A 16,215-nucleotide genomic window follows, 5' to 3' on the forward strand; every position below is an offset into this window, starting at 1 on the left:
CCGGGTCAGGCGGCCCCCGCCAGTTCGTCGTTCGCCCGCCGGGTGACCAGGGTGAGCACCGCCGCGGCGGCGGCGAGCTCGTCGGCCGGGATGTCCCCGTACAGCCGGGCGGTGATGCCCGCGACGGCGTCGGCGACGCGGGTCTGCGTGGCGTGACCGGTGTCGGTGAGCCGCACGGACGCGTCGTCGAGGTGCGCGAGGTCGGCGTCGACGAGGCTGGCGATCACCTCGTGCACGGCCGGTTCGTCAACCTTGAGGGTGCTGGTGACCCGGTGCACGAGCCGGGCCCGCTCGACGGGGCCGGCGGCGAGGACGTTGAGCGCGACCACCTGACCGAAGCTGAGCCCGAGCGGTGCTACGGCCCGTTCGAGCAGGGCGCGGGTGGCGTGGTGGGCCTGGCCGATGACCTGGCCGTTGAGGGTGGGGACAGTGGACACGGAAACCTCCTCCGGGACGTTGGCTTCACCAACGTTGGCCTGACCAACGTAACACGGATCGTGGGTCGCGCCAACGATTACTGGTAGACTGCACCCATGGAATCCGCAGCCCCGCAGTCACCCGCCGGGCTGCGCACCACCCCGACCTGGCTGCTCAACCAGACCGCCCACCACGCCACCCGCCTGCTCAGCGAGGGCTTCGCCGCGCACGACCTGCGCGGCTACCACTACCGGCTGCTCGCCGCGCTCACCGAGGACGGCCCGGCCAGTCAGGCCGACCTCGGCCGCCGCTGCGGCATCGACCGCAGCGACGTCGTCGCCGCCATCAACGACCTGGCCGGCCGAGGGCTCGTCGTGCGCGCCCCCGACCCGGCCGATCGCCGCCGCAACGTCATCAGTGTCACCGACGCCGGCACCGCCGAAGCCCGCCGGTTGGGCGACACCCTCGACCGCGTCCAACGCGACCTGCTCGCCCCGCTGTCCGCCACCGAGCGTCAGCAGCTCACCCGACTGCTCACCCGGCTGCTGGAACACCACAGCCGACCGTGACCCACCTCAGCGGGCCTCGCGCAGCTCCGCCAACCGGGCCTCGATCTCGGCAAGCTCCGCGCGCAGCTTCTCCGCCTGCTGCTCCGCCTCGGCCCGCTCGGTGCCGAGGATCTGCTCCACCGCCTCCTGCACCCCGGGCACGTCGACCAGGGCCACCATCTTCAACGCCTCCGCCGGCTTCACCACGTACGGCTTCGCGAGGGCCTTGCTGCCCTGCTGCGCCGCGACGGTCCACTCACCGTCGGCGTACGCCAGGGTCACCGTCAGCCCCGCCGGGCCCTTCGGCTTGACGGCCTTGACCGCCCGCCGCGCCGGCGGCTTCTCCGTCTGCTCCACCTTCGGCTCCTCCTGTCGCTGCGCGGGCACCCGCGGCGTGTCCAACACGAACTCCGGCGCCGCCACCGCCGGCGACTCCTGCGGCTCCGGCTCCGGTTTCGGCTCCACCACCCGACGCGTCGCGCCCTTGGGCGCCACCGCCAGGTCGGCGGGGGAGAACGGCAACTCGTCGCGACCGAAGCGCACCACCACGAACTCGTCGGACACCTCCGGGTCGGTCAGCTCGACCACCTGACCGACCTGACCGGCGATCTGCCCCGCCGCCGCCGTGAACACCACCCGCGGTTTACGCCCGGCCGCCAACGCCTCCCGGATGCTCTGCACCTCGCTAGTGGACAAACCCTGGCCGGCATCCATCACAACCCTCTTCCGTACACCTGTTTGATTGCTGTCTTGATACCAGCCGGCTGCGACACCCGCCGCACGGGGCTCACACCCACTCAGCCGCCCAACGCCCGCAGCGCCCGGTCCGCGTGGTCGTTCATGCTGACCTCACTGTGGATCACCTCGACGACCCGCCGGTCGGTGCCGATCACGAACGTCATCCGCTTCATGCTCAACGGCCCCAACGGCACCCGTCGCTTCACCCCGAACTGCTGCGCCACCGTCCCGTCCACGTCCGACAGCAACGGATAGTCGAAGCCGTGCAGCTTCGAGAACTGCGCCTGCTTCGCCACCGGGTCCCGGCTGATGCCCACCCGCGACGCGCCCAGCGCCGTGAACTCGGCCCCGAGGTCCCGGAAGTGGCAGCTCTCCGCCGTGCACCCGCGCGTCATCGCCGCCGGGTAGAAGAACAACACCACCGGCCCGCCCGCCAGGAACTCCGACAGCCGCCGGGGCGTACCCGTCTCATCCGGCAGCTCGAAATCCCGCACCTCGTCGCCGACACCCACACCCGCCACCGCGCACCTCCGTTGTCCGATCGAACGCGCGGTGAGCGTAAGCGATCACGCCCACAGCGCCGCCACCTCGTCCACCATCGCCGCCGCCTGGACCCGCCCGGCCCGCGCCGCACCGGCCCGCCGCGCCGGATCCAACACGTTGCGGCCGATCGCCGCCCGCGCCGCCGCGTCCGGCGTCACCACCACCACCCGCGACCTGGCCGCCCGCAACCCCTGCACCTGCGCCGACAACCGGGGCATCGGCCCGAACGCCGCCGACGTGGGCGCGAGCACCAGCACCCGCTCCGCGCCCGCCGCCAGATCCGCGTTCACCGACGAGCGCATCCCACCGTCGACATAACGGCGCGCCCCGACCGTCACCGGCGGCCACACCCCGGGCACCGCGCAACTCGCACCCACCGCGTCCACCAGCGACACCCCACTGTCCCGGTCGAACACCACGAACTCACCGGACGACGCGTCCACCGCCGTGACCAACAACCGCCGCCGCGGCCACTCCCGAGCCGGCAGACGGGCCTCGATCACCGCCCGCCGCGACGCCTCCGACTCGGTACGCGCCGCCACCGCCATCGCCCCGATCCGCGCCCGTGCCCGCGCCGCGTCCCGGGTACGCCCACCGGCCCAGACCAGCCGTGCCAGCGTCGCGAAACCCCACCGCGCCACCACGTCGCCCGACGGCGGCGCCAACTGCTCCTCGTAGAACCGCTGCACCGGCAACCCGGAACACACGAGCGCGCCGACCATCGAACCCGCCGACGTCCCCACCACCAGCTCCGCCCCGGTGACCGCGACACCCCGCTCGACCAGCTCTGCCAGCAGCCCCAACTCCCAGGCCACCCCCGTCACCCCGCCGCCGCCCAACACCAACGCCCGCTGCATGTGACCCTCCTCTCGACGACCGATCCGCGCCGGCCACGGTAGCGTCGGCGCGACCGTTACGCAGCCGTGGAGAAGCTCGGGAGGCACCGTGGCACCCGTCACCGTCATCACCGGCAGCGGCCGTGGCATCGGCGCGGCCACCGCCCGCCGGCTCGCCCGCGCCGGCCACCGCATCGCGCTGTGCTACCGCCGCGACGACGCCGCCGCCACCGCCGTCCTGACCGACCTGCGCGCCGCCGGCGCACAGGCCCTCGCGGTACGCGCCGACACCACCGACCCCGACCAGGTCAGCGCCCTGTTCGATACGGCCGCCGCGCTCGGCCCACTCACCGGCCTGGTCAACAACGCCGGCGTCACCAGCCCGATCGGCCCCTTCACCGAGCTACGCGTCGACGACCTGCGCCGGGTCGTCGACGTCAACCTCGTCGGCTACGTCCTCTGCGCCCAGCAGGCCGCCCGCCGACTCACCGCCGGCGGCGCGATCGTCAACGTCTCGTCGGCCGCCGCGACCCTCGGCAGCCCGGGGGAGTACGTGCACTACGCCGCGGTGAAGGCAGCCACCGACACCCTCACCGTCGGCCTGGCCAAGGAACTCGCCCCCAAGGGCATCCGGGTCAACGCCGTCGCACCCGGAATCGTGCGCACCGACATCCACGCCGACTCCGGCGTACCCGACCGCGCCGACACCGCCGCCGGCCGCATCCCGCTGGGCCGCGCCGGCGAACCCGACGAGATCGCCGCCGCCATCGCCTGGCTGCTCAGCCCCGACGCCTCCTACGCCACCGGCACCGTCCTGCGGGTCGCCGGCGGTCTCTGACCTCACCTACCCGGCCAGAGACCGCCGGACCCGGCTCAGTGCGTGAACAGCTTCGCCGCCGTGACGACGGTCTGCGCCACCCCGTAGCCGAGCAGCGCCGCCACCACCAACCAGGAGATCCACAACCGGGCCCGCTGCCCGGATCGGCTGTCGTCGCTCATCGCGTGGCACTCCTCTCCACCATCGGGTCCTCATCCACACCGCGCTCCGACGACGGTTCGTGGTAGCGCTGCGGCACCGGCCGCACCAGCAGGTTCGCCACGAAACCCACCGCCAGCACGCCCACCATCGTGAACAGCGCCGGCCGGTACGCCGCCGCCGTCAACGAACCCGGCTTGCCCTGCGCGTCGAGGAACCCGTTGACGATCAGCGGACCCGCGATCCCCGCCGCCGACCAGGCGGTCAACAACCTGCCGTGGATCGCACCGACCTGGAACGTGCCGAACAGGTCCCGCAGGTACGCCGGCACCGTGGCGAACCCGCCGCCGTAGAACGACAGGATCACGCAGGCCAACAACACGAACAACGCCGTCGCGGTCTGCCCGAACACGGCCAGCAACGCGTACAGCACCATGCCGACACCCAGGTACACCAGGTAGATCGGCTTGCGGCCGATCACATCCGAGGTGGACGACCACACGAACCGGCCCGCCATGTTGAACAGCGACAGCAGCCCCACGAACCCGCCGGCCGCCGCCACCGACACCGCCGACGTGCCGTTGTCCCGGAAGAAGTCCTGGATCATCGGACTGGCCTGCTCCAGGATGCCGATCCCCGCTGTCACGTTGCAGAACAACACCACCCACAGCAACCAGAACGAGCGGGTCTTCACCGCGTTCGCCGCCGACACGTTCGCCGTGGTGACAAGCGGTTTCGCCGCCACACTCGCCGGGTCGAAGCCGGCCGGACGCCAACCCTCCGCCGGCACCCGCACGTTAGCCACCCCGAACATCATGACCACGAAGTAGCCCAGGCCGAGCGTCACGAACAACCACACCAGGGCACTGCCCGACGCCGTCGAACCCGCGTTGGCCGGGTCGTAGCCCGGGTCGTAGAACGACAACAGTTGCCGGGACAGGGGAGAGGCGACCATCGCCCCACCACCGAACCCCATGATCGCCAACCCGGTGGCCAGACCCGGCCGATCCGGGAACCACTTGATCAACGTGGAGACGGGGGAGATGTAACCGATGCCCAGACCGATACCACCGAGCAACCCGTAGCCCAGATACAGCAACCACAGTTGCTTCGTCGCGATACCCAACGAACCCACCAGGAAGCCCGCCGCCCAGAAACAGGCCGACACGAACATCGCCTTCCGCGGCCCGTTCGCCTCCACCCAGGTCCCGGCGACCGCTGCGGACAACCCCAACATCACGATCGCGATGCTGAAGATCACCCCGATCGCGGTCTGACTGGTGTCGAAGTGGGCGATCAGCGAGTTCTTGTAGACGCTTGTGGCATAGACCTGACCGATGCAGAGATGAATGGCCAACGCCGCCGGGGGGATGAGCCACCTGCTGTAGCCGGGCGGCGCGACGGTGTGCCGACGATCGAGTGCGGAAAGCATGCGCTGCTTCCTCTCCGACGAGGACGAGAGACATCCCGCACACCGTGCCCACACCACACGTAGGCGGCAAACCTCACCATCGCCGGACGGTCACTACGCTGAGCTGAGCGGTCAATCAGCGCCGCGCAGCCCGTACCGCCAGTGACCGGCAACCCAACCGGAACCCCGCTACCCCAACTGCGGGGTGTGCCAACCACCGGCCAGCGCGTCGGCGTCCGCCGGACCCCAACTGCCCTTGTCGTACGACTGCACCGCCGCCGGCAGATCCAGGATCGGCTCCACGATGCGCCACTCCTGCTCGATCGTCTCCGCCCGCGCGAACCGCAGGTGCTGCCCGTCCATCGCATCGTCGAGCAACCGCTCGTACGCCTCCTGACGACGACCGAGCGCCGCACCGAAGTCGACAGACAGATCCACCGGACGACTCGCCACCTCGGCACCCGGGCTCTTCGCCTGGATCGACATGGTGATCCCGTCACCACGCCCCAACCGGAACCGCAGCAGATTCGCCACACTCGCCGTGCCCCGCTCGGCCGGGATCAGCGACCGCTGCGGCTGCTTGAACTCGACAACGACCTCCGTCGCCGTCCCTGGCAGAGACTTACCCGTCCGCAGATAGAACGGCACACCCGCCCAACGGGGGGAGTCGACAGTCAACCGGGTGGCCACGAACGTCTCCGTGTTCGACTCCGCCGCGACACCCGGCTCGTCCCGGTAGCCGACGTACTGCCCCCGCACCGTGGACTCCGGCGACAGCGGCACGATCTGCCGCAGCACCCGCACCTCCGCCTCGCGGAACGCGGTGGTGTCGTCGCCGTCGGGCGCCTCCATCGCGATCAACGCGACGACCTGCAGGATGTGGTTCTGCAACACGTCCCGGGTCGCACCCACCGTGTCATAGAAACCAGCGCGGCCCTGCGTGCCGAAACCCTCAGCCAGGGTGACCTGAATGTTGTCGATGTGCTGGTTGTTCCACAGCGGCTCGAACAACCGGTTGGCGAACCGGAAGGCGTACAGGCCCTCGACGGCCTCCTTGCCCAGGTAGTGGTCGATGCGGAACACCCGCTCCTGGTCGAAGGCCCCCCGCAGCGTCCGATCCAGCTCACGGGAGGACTCCAGGTCACGCCCGAACGGCTTCTCCACGATGACCCGACCCCGATCGGCCAGACCGGCCGCCGCGAGACCCTCCACGACGGCACCGAACACCGCCGGCGGGATCGCCAGATAGAAGACCGGTCGCTCGGCACCCCGCAGACGCTCGGCCAGCCGCTGGTACGTGGCCGGGTCCGCGTAGTCGCCGGAGATCATCGAAAGGTTGTGCGCCAGCCGGTCGAAGGTCTCGTCGTCGACCTCGTCGTTGGCCTCCGCGACCGACTTGCGGGCCATCGTGACGAGCTGCTGGTCATCCCAGGGGGAGCGGGCCACCCCGAGCACCGGGACGTCGAGGCGGTCGCGCCGGGTCAACTCGTACAGCGCCGGGAACAGCTTCTTCGAGACGAGGTCGCCGGTGACGCCGAACAGCACTACCGCATCTGAGCGCATGTGCATGGCACTTCCATTCGATCATGTGATCCTGATCTTCCGAACGGAGAACCGCGCGACCCGCTCCGGGAATTCCCCGCGAGCGGCGCACGTGAGGTCGGCGACAGCGACGGCGCTTACCTTGAAGAAGGGTTACAGCCCAGACGACGGTTTGCAGCCCAGGTGTGACGCGGGTAACGCCCAACCCGACCTGATCGAATAGCTTCGATCATCATAAAGCGGGAAACACCTACACTCCACCCCGCCGCCTCCGGAGCCGGGGGAGCAGACACCCGTCGGCGACCACCCCCGCCGCCCACCGTGAGCGCACAACCGCCCGCGCACAACCGCCCGCGCACCACCGTTTGTAGGCTGGTGCCACGTTTCCTGCCCGCCACCGCAGCGAGGACTTCCGCCATGAACCTGGCATTCGACCGATCAGCGGGCACCGGACCGGAGGTGGTGTGCCTGCCCATGTTCACCATGAGCCGCGCCGCCATGGCCGCCGCCGTCAGCCCCGCCTTCGCCGGCGCCGACCTACGGGAAACCTACCTGGACCTGCCCGGCCACGGAGACAGCCCGGCCACCTGCGCCCCAACGTCCCAGGCGATGCTGGACGCCGTCTGCGGATGGCTCGACGACCACGTCGACGCACCGGTCCTGCTGGCGGGCGCCTCCTACGGCGCGTACCTGGCCGCCGGCATCGCCCGTCAGCGACCCGACCTCGTCCGCGGCCTGCTCCTCGTCTGTCCCGGCGTCACCATCGCCCGCGACACGCGGACCCTGCCCGACGAGCCACCGCTCGACGCGCCCACGGGCTGGCTCGACGCCGCTCCCGCCGCCCTGCGCGAGCACTTCGACGCGGCCCTGGGCCAGCGCACCCCGGCCGTGGTCGCGACGGTGCTCGCGGCACTGGATTCCGGCGGCCCCGGCGACGCGACGTTCCGGCAGAAGCTGCAGTCCGGTCCCGACTACGCACTGCCCGACGAGAACGCCGAGGTCGTCTTCGACGGCCCGGTCACCGTCCTCACCGGCCGTCAGGACCGCATCGTCGGCTACGCCGACCAGTTCCGCGCCATGGGCCGTTATCCCCGCGGCACCTTCACGGTGATCGACGCGGCCGGACACTACCTGCCCTTCGAACAGCCCACCGTGCTGCGCTCGCTGACCCAGCAGTGGCTGCGCCAGCAAGACCTTCGATAATGCACATTATGTAAAGTTAGCCAGGTTGAGGGTCCCCGGGGGCGCTCGGCTAGCCACCTCCGGGCATCAGGAGGCCAACAGGTCGAAGTGCATGCCCGCGAGGAAGAGGAAGAGTGCCGCCCAACGGAACACGTGTCCCGGCCGGGCAATGCCGATCACCCCGGCGAAGAGGCGCAAGATCCGGGCGCAGCCGGAGCGCCAAGCCGCCAGCAAGGGCCCGCTGAGACGCGAATCGTCTATCAGCGATACGCCGAGGGGAACGCTTACGAGGAGGACGACGAGCATGATGGGTACGGATATCCATCCACTGAGCGTCGTGGAGAGCAGGGCCCTAATCACGGCAGCGTTGACAGCTGCCGCTGCCACCAACCCGATTAGCCCGAAGGTGTTGCTGCGTGCCTGAAACTGGTGGGCAACCTCGCCCGACCATCCCCGCTCACCCGTACCGAGCTGCTCGCCAAGGAAGCTGTCGATGCGATCACGGACGTGCCACTTGAGGTTCGCGCCGCGCCAACCTTCCTTGGCAGCCTCGGCATGCACCCTGCTCAGAAAGTCGCCCACATCGACGTTGCCGAGTAGGTTTGCCGTCTCCTCGGAAACGGTGAGGCTTGGCGTGGCTCGTGGCGACGAGGTGTCGATGGCAATGCCTCGAGCCGCTACGGCCTTCGCGTCCACGATGCATTCGGCGAGTTCTTCACGAACGCCGTACACCTTGGCGCGGTGCCTTTCTATTGGCGCCAGGCGATTGAGGCCGCGTCCTCGGCGGTCGAGGTTGGCCGCAGATCGCCCCAGCCGCTTCAGATCGATCAAGTCGAGTATCACGACGAGTCCGGCCACAAGCTGAATGACCTTGCCCAAGCGACTCCAGCAAAGCATCGGCCACCACCACAAACGCATGGACATCGTGGACTCACCGGACCACCAGGCTGCCCATACCGCGCCGAGACTCGTCGTGACCAGCGACACGACGTAGGCCAGGGTGAGGAGAAGAAGCCCGGCCCACACCAGCTTCCGGCGAGAAGTAGCGGCCACCCGGTCATGGTAGCGAGATGCCACACCACGACTGGCACCTCAAAGGCACCGCCACGAGATGGACCAGAGTCCGGTGCGCCGGCTGCGGTGCCGCACTAGTCGCGCGTCCGACCCGGCGGGCAGGCGTCCTCGTCGGGTCGGACGGGGCGCGCGTTGACAAGCGGATCGCGGCGCAGGCCCGCGAGCACGAGCGCGCTGCCGCCGACGTCGGTCCAGGTGTCGTCCCAGAGGGCGGAGACGAGCCAGGAGCGATCCGTCGGAAAGAAGAGGTCGGGCAGCGCTCCGTCACCGCGCAGGTGACCGGCCCGCCAGGTGAGCGCCTGCTCGGGTCCGGCTTCGACAAGCACGTAGGACCAGCCTCCATAGAGGAAGACCTTCGCCGCACGCGGGAAGACGATGTCGTGGGCGCCGGTGTCGAGGTAGCCCAGCCACCAGGGCTGCTCCGGGGTGGCCGCGGCGAGTTCGCGGACCACGGCTCGTTCGTGGGCCTCCAGGCTGACGCCGTCGGGCGGATGGAATGTGGCGTACGCGTCGAAGGCCGGCGGGATCGCCGCGGTGACCGAGAGGCCTGGTGTGGTGTGGCCGGCGATCCAGTCGATGTCGCTGGCGGTGCCGATCCGCCAGGTCCGCCCGTCGCTGGTGCGCACGGAGTCCACGCTTGTCGCCGGGCCGCGATCGTCGTGACCGTCGGAGACGGCACCTGGTACCGCCCCTGGATCCCCGTCGGCCCGCCACTCGTGCCGCCGCGGGCAGGCCCGATCGGTGTGGCCGCCGCGCTCGGTGTAGATGACCGGCAGGCGGGGCTGACCGCAGGCGGGGCAGTTCGCGCCTGGCGACGTCACGTCGGCCACGATACGTGCCGCTCGATCACCGCGACCCGCTTCCACGGCGGTCCGGCCGGGACGTCCACCACATGGTGTCCGTACTCTTCGTACACCTGTCTGTGCACCCGCGCGAAGGTCAGCGATTCGGCGTAGCTGATCCGGCGTGCGGGTGTGTGTCGGATGAAGCCCAGCGGGCTGATCATGAACACCAGCCGCTGGTAGGTCCGCAGCCGCGTGATCCGGTCGAGTTCGGCTCGCAGCGCGGGGCCTGCCGGCCTGCGCTGGTAGCGGGCCAGTGCCAGGGTGCACAGTGGTGACCGGTCGTGCAGTTGCACCGGCCCGTGCCTGTCGAGGTCGGCCTGACGGCGGTGCTGGAGGACGGCGACCGCGTCGAGGAATCCGGGCTCGTCCCACGGCTCGGCGTGGCCTTGCGCCTGGCGCTCGGCGATGACGTCGGTGGCTGCCTCCCGCACGGTGACGTGCCCCCGGTGGCGCAGTGCTTCCAGCAGGGTCGTCTTGCCGGCGCCGGGTGCTCCGGTCAGGACGTACCGCCTGGGTTCGGGCATCGCTCCCCCTCTTCCGCTCTTCCCGGAAACATGAAAATGCTGCATAATATCCCTTATGCATGACAAAAAGGACGAATCGCTCGGGTTGCTGATCGAGGAGTTCCTGACCGCCCGAGCCACCCGCAAGCCCTCCCCCCACACCCTGGCGGCGTACCGGCGGGACCTGCACGCGGTGGGCGACCTGATCGCCGAGGACGTCACCACTCCCCTCCCCCTGGACGAACTGTCGATCACCGACCTCTCCCCCCGGGTGATGCGGGCGGCCTTCGCGCGGTTCGCCGCTCCCCGGGCGGCCGCCTCGGTGCACCGCGCCTGGTCCACCTGGAACAGTTTCTTCACGTTCCTGGTGGCAGAGGGGCTGCTGGCGGGCAACCCGATGCCGGCGGTCGGGCGACCTCGGGCGCTACTCCCCCAGCCCAAGCCGTTGCGCGGTACGGACACCCCCGAGGTGCTGCTCGCGTCGGTTGCCCGCGACGACGGTCGGCAGCGTGACCCGTGGCCGGAGCGGGACGTGGCGGTGCTGGCGGTGGCGTTGTGCGCCGGGCTGCGCCTGTCGGAGCTGTTGGCGCTGCGGGTCGGCTCGCTGGGTGGTCGGCCTGGCGAGCGGCGCATCGAGGTGGCGGGCAAGGGCGGTCGGCCGCGGGTGGTGCCGATCGAGGCCGATCTGGACCGGGTGGTGGCCGACTATCTGGACAGTCGGCGGCGGCGCTTCGGGGGGCGGTCGGTGCGCCCCGATTCGGCGTTGCTCGTGGATCGTCACGGTGAGCCGCTGCGCCGGGGTGGGCTTCAGTATCTGGTGGAGTCGTGTTATCGGCGGGCTGGTATCGGGGACCGGGTGCCGCGGGGGGCGCGGTTGCACGCGCTGCGGCACACGTTCGCGACCCGGCTGGCGGAGGACGGGGCGAGTGCCGCGGAGATCATGCGGTTGCTGGGGCACGCGTCGTTGGCGTCGTCGCAGACGTACATCGAGGTGACGGCCGGGCAGCAGCGCGATGCGGTGCGGGCCAACCGTACGAATCGGGTGTTGGCGTCGCTGGTGGTGGATCGGGGCTGAGTGCGGGGGGTCATGCCGGTGGGTGGATGGGCGTGACGATGCGGGTCAGGAGTCGTACGAGCTGTTGGCGCTCTTCGGGGGTGAGTGCGGCGGTCAGTTCGGCGTTGGCCTGCTCGCCCAGCTTCTCGGTGCGTCGCAGGAGGCGGGTGCCGGTGGGTGAGATGGAGATGGCGTTCTTGCGTCGGTCGGCAGGGTCGGGGGCTCGGGTGATCAGGTCTTCGGTGTGCAGGTCGTGGACGATCGGGACCATGTCCTTGGGGTCCACTCCGAGGGTTCTGCTGAGTTGGGCCTGCGAGACCGGTCCGAGTTCGGCAACGGTGGCCAGCACGGCGTGGTGCATCATCCGGAGGCCCTCGCGGGCGAGTGCCTGGGCGACGAGTCGGTGTCCGCGGGCGGCGGCTCGGCCCAGTAGCCAGCTGGGCAGCACGCGGATGCGCGCGGGGGCGTATGGGGTGTCGGCCATGTCAGGACAGTACTTAATCGTTGGGCGTCCCCAACAGTTGCGTTTATCGTTGGGGGTACCCAACGACAGGAGGTGCCTGTGCGCACTGTTCGTTACCACCGGCACGGCGGGCCGGAGGTCCTGCGGGTGGAGCAGGCGCCCCCACCCCGTCCCGGCAGCGGAGAGTTGCTGATCCGCGTCGAAGCCATCGGTGTCACGCTTCCCGGGGTACGCAGGGTGCGTGTGAGGGTGGTGGCGCGTCGCTGCCGGCGACCCTGGGCGGTGAGGTGGCCGGTGACGTGGTCGCCGTCGGCCCGCAGGTCGGTGACTTCGCGATCGGTGACCGTGTCACCGCCCTGGCCTTCGCGGGCGCCTATGCCGACCTCGTCGTCGTACCGACGCTCACGGCGAGCCGCATCCCCGAGCACGCGGACTATGTGCAGGCCGCCGCGCTGGTCCGCAGCGGACACGTCGCCCTGGCGGCACTGTCCACCGCGGAGATCGCCGTCGCCGAGTCGGTCCTGCTCACCGGTGCCGCCAGCGGCGTGGGGCATCTCGCCGTCCAACTGGCGAAGGCCGAGGGGATCACGCGTGTCGTGGCGGCTGTCAGCACCGCTGAGAAGGCCGACTTCGTGCGTGGTCTCGGGGCCGATGAGGTCGTCGTCTATCACGACGAATCCTGGGGCGACCCGGTCGATGTCGTCCTCGATGCCGTCGGTGGTGACCTTCTCCCGCGCGCGGTCGCCGCGCTCCGGCCGGGTGGACGGCTCGTCTTCTTCGGCTCGGGTGGCGGTACGGTGCCCGCGTTCGACCTGCTGGCTGGTTCGAAGACCATCACCGGTCTCACGATGGCCCGGTTCGCCGCCACCCGGCGAGAGCTCTACGACCGCCACCACCGGCGGCTGTGGCACCTGCACCGCGCCGGGCAGCTACGAGCCGCCATCCACGCCGAGATTCCCCTGTCCGACGTGGCGACCGCGCACGAGATCATCGAGGCGCGGGCCAACCACGGGAAGGTGATCCTTCGCCCCTGACCGCAACGGCGAGCGCCCGCGGTGGCCGAGGGGGTTCAGCCGAGGTCGACGAGCAGGGGACGGTGGTCGGAGATGGTGGACGCCGGCGCGGTGACGGCCCGTACCGGTGGGAGTTGGCGGAGGGCGTGCCGGTCGGCGAGGACGTGGTCGAGTTGGACGCGGGGCTGCCCTGAGGGGTAGGTGGGGCGGCGGCCCAGGGGGTACCAGCCGGAGACGAGCCGGGCAGGGCCGGCGGGCAGGTTGAGGTCGCCGAGCAGGACGCGGGGGCCGGGTAGCGCGCGCAGGGCGCGGACGGTCTGGCGTAGTTGGCGGGCGTTCCAGCCCGGCACGAAGGACAGGTGGGTCGCGGCGACGGTGAGGGGGCCGTGGGGGGTGTCCAGGACGGCGGCGAGCACGACGCGGGGTTCGTCGTGCAGCAGGACGAGCCCGCCGCGGGGTCCGGGCACGTAGACCGGGGAGCGTACGGGTGCGGGTTTGAGGCGGGTGATGTGCCAGCTGCGGACGGGGTGTCGGCTGATGAGGCCGATGCCGTAGCAGGGTTCGCCGTGCCCGTCGTCGTCGTGGCGCAGCGGGCGGAAGTGTTCGCCGGGGGTGCCGACGACGGCGGCGGCGAAGCGGTGGTGGGGTGCGTCGAGGGCGTGGGCGGCGATGGTGGTGAGGTCGAGTTTGCCGCTGCGGTGTTGGTCGCGGTCGACCTCCTGCAGGGCGAGTACGTCGGCGTCGAGGGCGCGGATGGCGGCGGTGAGGCGGTCGGAGTTGACGAGCCCGTCGGTCAGGGATCGTCCGTGCAGCAGGTTGAAGGTGGCCAGGCGCACTTCTGCACCATACGTCCCCGTGGCATGGTTGCCCGGTGGTGAAGGTGTTGCTGTGTTCCGTGCTGGTGTTCGTGGCGGTTGGCGCGTTGGGGGTGCGGTTGCGGCGTTCCCGGGGTCGTTGACCGGGTGAGGCTTGCCACTCGGGTGGTGGTCGAGGCGGTGGTGGTCGGGAGAATTGCCGCCCGTGGACGCCGTATCGCTGAGTACTCTGCTGGCCGCCGCCGCGATGGCCGGGTGGGTCGATGCCGTGGTCGGTGGTGGCGGGTTGTTGCTGCTGCCGGCGTTGCTGGTGGCTGCCCCGGGTTTGCCGGTGGCTACCGCGTTGGGCACGAACAAGTTGGCCGCGATCTTCGGTACGGCCACGGCGGCGGCGACGTATGCCCGGCGGACGACTGTCGACTGGCCGGTGGTGGTGCCGGCGGCGGGGTTGGCGGTGGTGAGCGCGGGCGTGGGTGCGGCGTTGGCCGGGGCGGTGCCGGCGTCGGCGTACCGGCCGGTGGTGTTGGTCGTGTTGGTGGCGGTGGCGGTGTTCGTGCTGCTGCGCCCCCGGTTGGGGGTGGTGGGGGTGCCGCGGCGGCGGACTCCGGTGCGGGTGGTGGCGGTGGTCGCGGTGGCCGGGGTGGGTATCGCGCTGTACGACGGGTTGATCGGTCCGGGTACGGGGACGTTCCTGGTGTTGGCGTTCACCGCGTTGGTGGGTGCGGATTTTGTGCACGGGTCGGCGATGGCGAAGGTCGTCAACGCGGGGACGAATCTGGGTGCGTTGGTGGTGTTCGGGGTGACCGGGCACGTGTGGTGGTTGCTGGGTGCGGCGATGGCGGTGTGCAACATCGCCGGGGCGGTGGTGGGGGCGCGGATGGCGTTGCGTCGTGGGTCGGGGTTCGTGCGGGTGGTGTTGTTGGTGGTGGTGTTGGCGTTGGTGGCGAAGCTGGGTCACGACCAGTGGGTGGCGCGCTGATGGCGGTGCGGGCCGAGCACGACCGGTTGGTGTTGGCACGGTTGCTGGGGCGTGACCCGGTGTTGCACGCCTACCAGTTGGGTGATCTGGACGATTTCTTCTGGCCGTACACGTCGTGGTTCCGTCGGGGTGAGCAGGTCGCGTTGCTGTACCACGGCGTCGACCTGCCGACGTTGCTGGCGTTCGCCGCGCCGGCGGACACGGAAGCGCTGGCGGTGTTGCTGGCGGAGATGGCGCCGGTGCTGCCCGCCCGGTTGTACGCGCACCTGTCCCCCGGTCTGGCCGGTGCGTTGGCCGGGTCGTTCCGGTTGGAGTCCGGTGGCCGGCACCATCGGATGGCGTTGGTCGACCCGGCGCGGCTGGACGCGGTGGCCCCGGCGGGGGTGGTGCTCGGCGCGGCGGACCTGCCGCAGTTGCGGGAGTTGTACGCGGGGGCGTATCCGGGGAACTGGTTCGACGAGCGGATGGTGCAGACCGGGCAGTACGTGGGGATCCGCGACGGGGGTGCGGTGGTCGCGGTGGCCGGGGTGCACGTGTTCTCGCCGGCGTACGGGGTGGCGGCGTTGGGCAACGTCACGACGCATCCGCGGTGGCGGGGGCGGGGGTTGGGCGCGTCGGTGGTGGCGGCGTTGTGTGCTCGCCTGCGGGTGAGCGTGGAGCACGTGACGCTCAATGTGCAGGCGGACAATGTGGCGGCGGTGCGCCTGTACGAGCGGGTGGGTTTCGCCCGGGTCGCCGACTACGACGAGTGGGTATTGACGGCGTCAGCCGCGTCGGCTGGGTGAGTCGAAGCGGCCGGCGCGGATCTCGCGCAGGGCCCGGCGGCGGGTGTCACCGCGCAGGGTGTCGACGTAGAGGGTGCCGTGCAGGTGGTCGGTTTCGTGTTGCAGGGCGCGGGCGAGGAATCCGCTGCCGGCGATGGTGAGGGGCTCGCCGTGTTGGTCGACGCCGTGGGCGGTGGCGTGCAGGGCCCGTTGGGTGGGGAAGTACAGCCCGGGGATGGACAGGCAGCCTTCGTCGTCGTCCTGGAGGTCGTCGGAGAGCTCCAGGGTGGGGTTGATGAGGTGGCCGCGGTGCCCGTCGGCGTCGTAGACGAACACCTGGGCGCTGACGCCGATCTGTGGTGCGGCGACGCCGGCGCGGCCGGGGGCGCCGAGGAGGGTGTCCATCAGGTCGGTGACGAGGGCCCGCAGCTCGGCGTCGAAGGTGGTGACCGGTTCGCATCCGGTGCGCAGGACGGGGTCGCCGATGATCCGGATGGGCCGCATGGTCATGG

General features: G+C 70.6%; 20 protein-coding genes. 7 read left to right on the top strand and 13 right to left on the bottom strand.

Annotation, left to right across the window (positions count from 1 at the left end):
* Positions 1–5: 5 nt before the first annotated feature.
* Positions 6–437, bottom strand: coding sequence for a hypothetical protein (locus AB0F61_RS26260; protein WP_357814546.1), 432 nt, complete (start codon positions 435–437; stop codon positions 6–8).
* A 96-nt stretch (positions 438–533) separates the two neighbouring features.
* Between AB0F61_RS26260 and AB0F61_RS26265 the strand changes: the two genes are divergently transcribed.
* Positions 534–986 (top strand): MarR family winged helix-turn-helix transcriptional regulator, encoded by a 453-nt coding sequence (locus AB0F61_RS26265; protein ID WP_357814549.1) that lies wholly within the window; start codon positions 534–536, stop codon positions 984–986.
* A gap of 6 nt (positions 987–992) precedes the next feature.
* Here the strand turns inward: AB0F61_RS26265 and AB0F61_RS26270 are convergent, their stop codons facing one another.
* The 3 genes from AB0F61_RS26270 to AB0F61_RS26280 form a co-directional block, all read right to left on the bottom strand.
* Positions 993–1,679: a hypothetical protein gene (locus tag AB0F61_RS26270; RefSeq protein WP_357814552.1), complete on the bottom strand. Its 687-nt coding sequence runs from the start codon at positions 1,677–1,679 to the stop codon at positions 993–995.
* A gap of 83 nt (positions 1,680–1,762) precedes the next feature.
* Entirely contained in the window at positions 1,763–2,224 is a 462-nt protein-coding gene (locus tag AB0F61_RS26275; RefSeq protein ID WP_357814555.1) for a peroxiredoxin, read from the bottom strand.
* Between the two features lie 45 nt (positions 2,225–2,269).
* Complete coding sequence (locus AB0F61_RS26280) at positions 2,270–3,103, bottom strand: patatin-like phospholipase family protein (protein ID WP_357814557.1); 834 nt, start codon at positions 3,101–3,103, stop codon at positions 2,270–2,272.
* 88 nt (positions 3,104–3,191) lie between these two features.
* Between AB0F61_RS26280 and AB0F61_RS26285 the strand changes: the two genes are divergently transcribed.
* A complete protein-coding gene (locus tag AB0F61_RS26285) occupies positions 3,192–3,920 on the top strand; it encodes an SDR family oxidoreductase (protein WP_357814559.1) in 729 nt (242 codons plus the stop codon).
* Between the two features lie 35 nt (positions 3,921–3,955).
* Here AB0F61_RS26285 and AB0F61_RS26290 read toward each other — a convergent pair whose 3' ends face one another.
* The 3 genes from AB0F61_RS26290 to zwf all read right to left on the bottom strand — a co-directional run bounded on the left by AB0F61_RS26290 (position 3,956) and on the right by zwf (position 7,038).
* A complete protein-coding gene (locus tag AB0F61_RS26290) occupies positions 3,956–4,081 on the bottom strand; it encodes a hypothetical protein (protein ID WP_357814562.1) in 126 nt (41 codons plus the stop codon).
* Positions 4,078–5,490 carry an OFA family MFS transporter gene (locus AB0F61_RS26295; protein ID WP_357814565.1) on the bottom strand — a complete coding sequence of 471 codons (1,413 nt, stop codon included), beginning with the start codon at positions 5,488–5,490 and terminating at the stop codon, positions 4,078–4,080. The genes AB0F61_RS26290 and AB0F61_RS26295 overlap by 4 nt, the downstream gene beginning before the upstream one ends.
* 168 nt (positions 5,491–5,658) lie before the next feature.
* Positions 5,659–7,038, bottom strand: a complete 1,380-nt coding sequence (gene zwf / locus AB0F61_RS26300; RefSeq protein ID WP_357814568.1) for a glucose-6-phosphate dehydrogenase — start codon at positions 7,036–7,038, stop codon at positions 5,659–5,661.
* A 390-nt stretch (positions 7,039–7,428) separates the two neighbouring features.
* Between zwf and AB0F61_RS26305 the strand changes: the two genes are divergently transcribed.
* Positions 7,429–8,214 carry an alpha/beta hydrolase gene (locus AB0F61_RS26305; protein WP_357814571.1) on the top strand — a complete coding sequence of 262 codons (786 nt, stop codon included), beginning with the start codon at positions 7,429–7,431 and terminating at the stop codon, positions 8,212–8,214.
* Between the two features lie 66 nt (positions 8,215–8,280).
* Here the strand turns inward: AB0F61_RS26305 and AB0F61_RS26310 are convergent, their stop codons facing one another.
* The 3 genes from AB0F61_RS26310 to AB0F61_RS26320 all read right to left on the bottom strand — a co-directional run bounded on the left by AB0F61_RS26310 (position 8,281) and on the right by AB0F61_RS26320 (position 10,636).
* Positions 8,281–9,246, bottom strand: coding sequence for a hypothetical protein (locus AB0F61_RS26310; protein WP_357814574.1), 966 nt, complete (start codon positions 9,244–9,246; stop codon positions 8,281–8,283).
* A gap of 95 nt (positions 9,247–9,341) precedes the next feature.
* Positions 9,342–10,088, bottom strand: coding sequence for a hypothetical protein (locus AB0F61_RS26315; protein WP_357814577.1), 747 nt, complete (start codon positions 10,086–10,088; stop codon positions 9,342–9,344).
* Entirely contained in the window at positions 10,085–10,636 is a 552-nt protein-coding gene (locus AB0F61_RS26320; RefSeq protein ID WP_357814580.1) for an AAA family ATPase, read from the bottom strand. Before AB0F61_RS26320 ends, AB0F61_RS26315 begins: the two co-directional genes overlap by 4 nt.
* 55 nt (positions 10,637–10,691) lie before the next feature.
* Here AB0F61_RS26320 and AB0F61_RS26325 point away from each other — a divergent pair, with 55 nt between their 5' ends.
* Positions 10,692–11,690: a tyrosine-type recombinase/integrase gene (locus tag AB0F61_RS26325; RefSeq protein ID WP_357814583.1), complete on the top strand. Its 999-nt coding sequence runs from the start codon at positions 10,692–10,694 to the stop codon at positions 11,688–11,690.
* Between the two features lie 10 nt (positions 11,691–11,700).
* Here the strand turns inward: AB0F61_RS26325 and AB0F61_RS26330 are convergent, their stop codons facing one another.
* Entirely contained in the window at positions 11,701–12,153 is a 453-nt protein-coding gene (locus tag AB0F61_RS26330; RefSeq protein ID WP_357814585.1) for a MarR family winged helix-turn-helix transcriptional regulator, read from the bottom strand.
* 266 nt (positions 12,154–12,419) lie between these two features.
* On the opposite strand from AB0F61_RS26330, the gene AB0F61_RS26335 reads away from it, so the two are divergent.
* Positions 12,420–13,166, top strand: coding sequence for a zinc-binding dehydrogenase (locus tag AB0F61_RS26335; protein WP_357814587.1), 747 nt, complete (start codon positions 12,420–12,422; stop codon positions 13,164–13,166).
* Between the two features lie 35 nt (positions 13,167–13,201).
* Here the strand turns inward: AB0F61_RS26335 and AB0F61_RS26340 are convergent, their stop codons facing one another.
* Entirely contained in the window at positions 13,202–13,981 is a 780-nt protein-coding gene (locus AB0F61_RS26340) for an endonuclease/exonuclease/phosphatase family protein (protein ID WP_357814590.1), read from the bottom strand.
* 184 nt (positions 13,982–14,165) lie between these two features.
* Here AB0F61_RS26340 and AB0F61_RS26345 point away from each other — a divergent pair, with 184 nt between their 5' ends.
* Together AB0F61_RS26345 and AB0F61_RS26350 are read left to right on the top strand one after the other, a co-directional pair.
* On the top strand, positions 14,166–14,939 hold the full coding sequence (locus tag AB0F61_RS26345; protein WP_357814593.1) for a TSUP family transporter: 774 nt from the start codon (positions 14,166–14,168) through the stop codon (positions 14,937–14,939).
* Positions 14,939–15,724: a GNAT family N-acetyltransferase gene (locus tag AB0F61_RS26350; RefSeq protein ID WP_357814596.1), complete on the top strand. Its 786-nt coding sequence runs from the start codon at positions 14,939–14,941 to the stop codon at positions 15,722–15,724. The genes AB0F61_RS26345 and AB0F61_RS26350 overlap by 1 nt, the downstream gene beginning before the upstream one ends.
* On the opposite strand, the gene AB0F61_RS26355 is transcribed toward AB0F61_RS26350, so the two are convergent.
* A complete protein-coding gene (locus tag AB0F61_RS26355) occupies positions 15,704–16,213 on the bottom strand; it encodes a peptide deformylase (RefSeq protein ID WP_357814598.1) in 510 nt (169 codons plus the stop codon). The genes AB0F61_RS26350 and AB0F61_RS26355 overlap by 21 nt on opposite strands.
* Positions 16,214–16,215: the final 2 nt, after the last annotated feature.

This window comes from Micromonospora sp. NPDC023888 (assembly GCF_040639415.1).
In the GTDB taxonomy this organism is placed as follows: domain Bacteria; phylum Actinomycetota; class Actinomycetes; order Mycobacteriales; family Micromonosporaceae; genus Micromonospora.

Bases quoted from the DNA above. Each gene is read 5' to 3' on its own strand.
- AB0F61_RS26295 (WP_357814565.1), bottom strand. From the start codon at position 5,490: ATGCTTTCCGCACTCGATCGTCGGCACACCGTCGCGCCGCCCGGCTAC.
- AB0F61_RS26305 (WP_357814571.1), top strand. From the start codon at position 7,429: ATGAACCTGGCATTCGACCGATCAGCGGGCACCGGACCGGAGGTGGTG.
- AB0F61_RS26265 (WP_357814549.1), top strand. From the start codon at position 534: ATGGAATCCGCAGCCCCGCAGTCACCCGCCGGGCTGCGCACCACCCCG.
- AB0F61_RS26320 (WP_357814580.1), bottom strand. From the start codon at position 10,636: ATGCCCGAACCCAGGCGGTACGTCCTGACCGGAGCACCCGGCGCCGGC.
- zwf (WP_357814568.1), bottom strand. From the start codon at position 7,038: ATGCACATGCGCTCAGATGCGGTAGTGCTGTTCGGCGTCACCGGCGAC.
- AB0F61_RS26330 (WP_357814585.1), bottom strand. From the start codon at position 12,153: ATGGCCGACACCCCATACGCCCCCGCGCGCATCCGCGTGCTGCCCAGC.
- AB0F61_RS26270 (WP_357814552.1), bottom strand. From the start codon at position 1,679: ATGGATGCCGGCCAGGGTTTGTCCACTAGCGAGGTGCAGAGCATCCGG.
- AB0F61_RS26355 (WP_357814598.1), bottom strand. From the start codon at position 16,213: ATGACCATGCGGCCCATCCGGATCATCGGCGACCCCGTCCTGCGCACC.
- AB0F61_RS26290 (WP_357814562.1), bottom strand. From the start codon at position 4,081: ATGAGCGACGACAGCCGATCCGGGCAGCGGGCCCGGTTGTGGATCTCC.
- AB0F61_RS26350 (WP_357814596.1), top strand. From the start codon at position 14,939: ATGGCGGTGCGGGCCGAGCACGACCGGTTGGTGTTGGCACGGTTGCTG.
- AB0F61_RS26325 (WP_357814583.1), top strand. From the start codon at position 10,692: ATGCATGACAAAAAGGACGAATCGCTCGGGTTGCTGATCGAGGAGTTC.
- AB0F61_RS26280 (WP_357814557.1), bottom strand. From the start codon at position 3,103: ATGCAGCGGGCGTTGGTGTTGGGCGGCGGCGGGGTGACGGGGGTGGCC.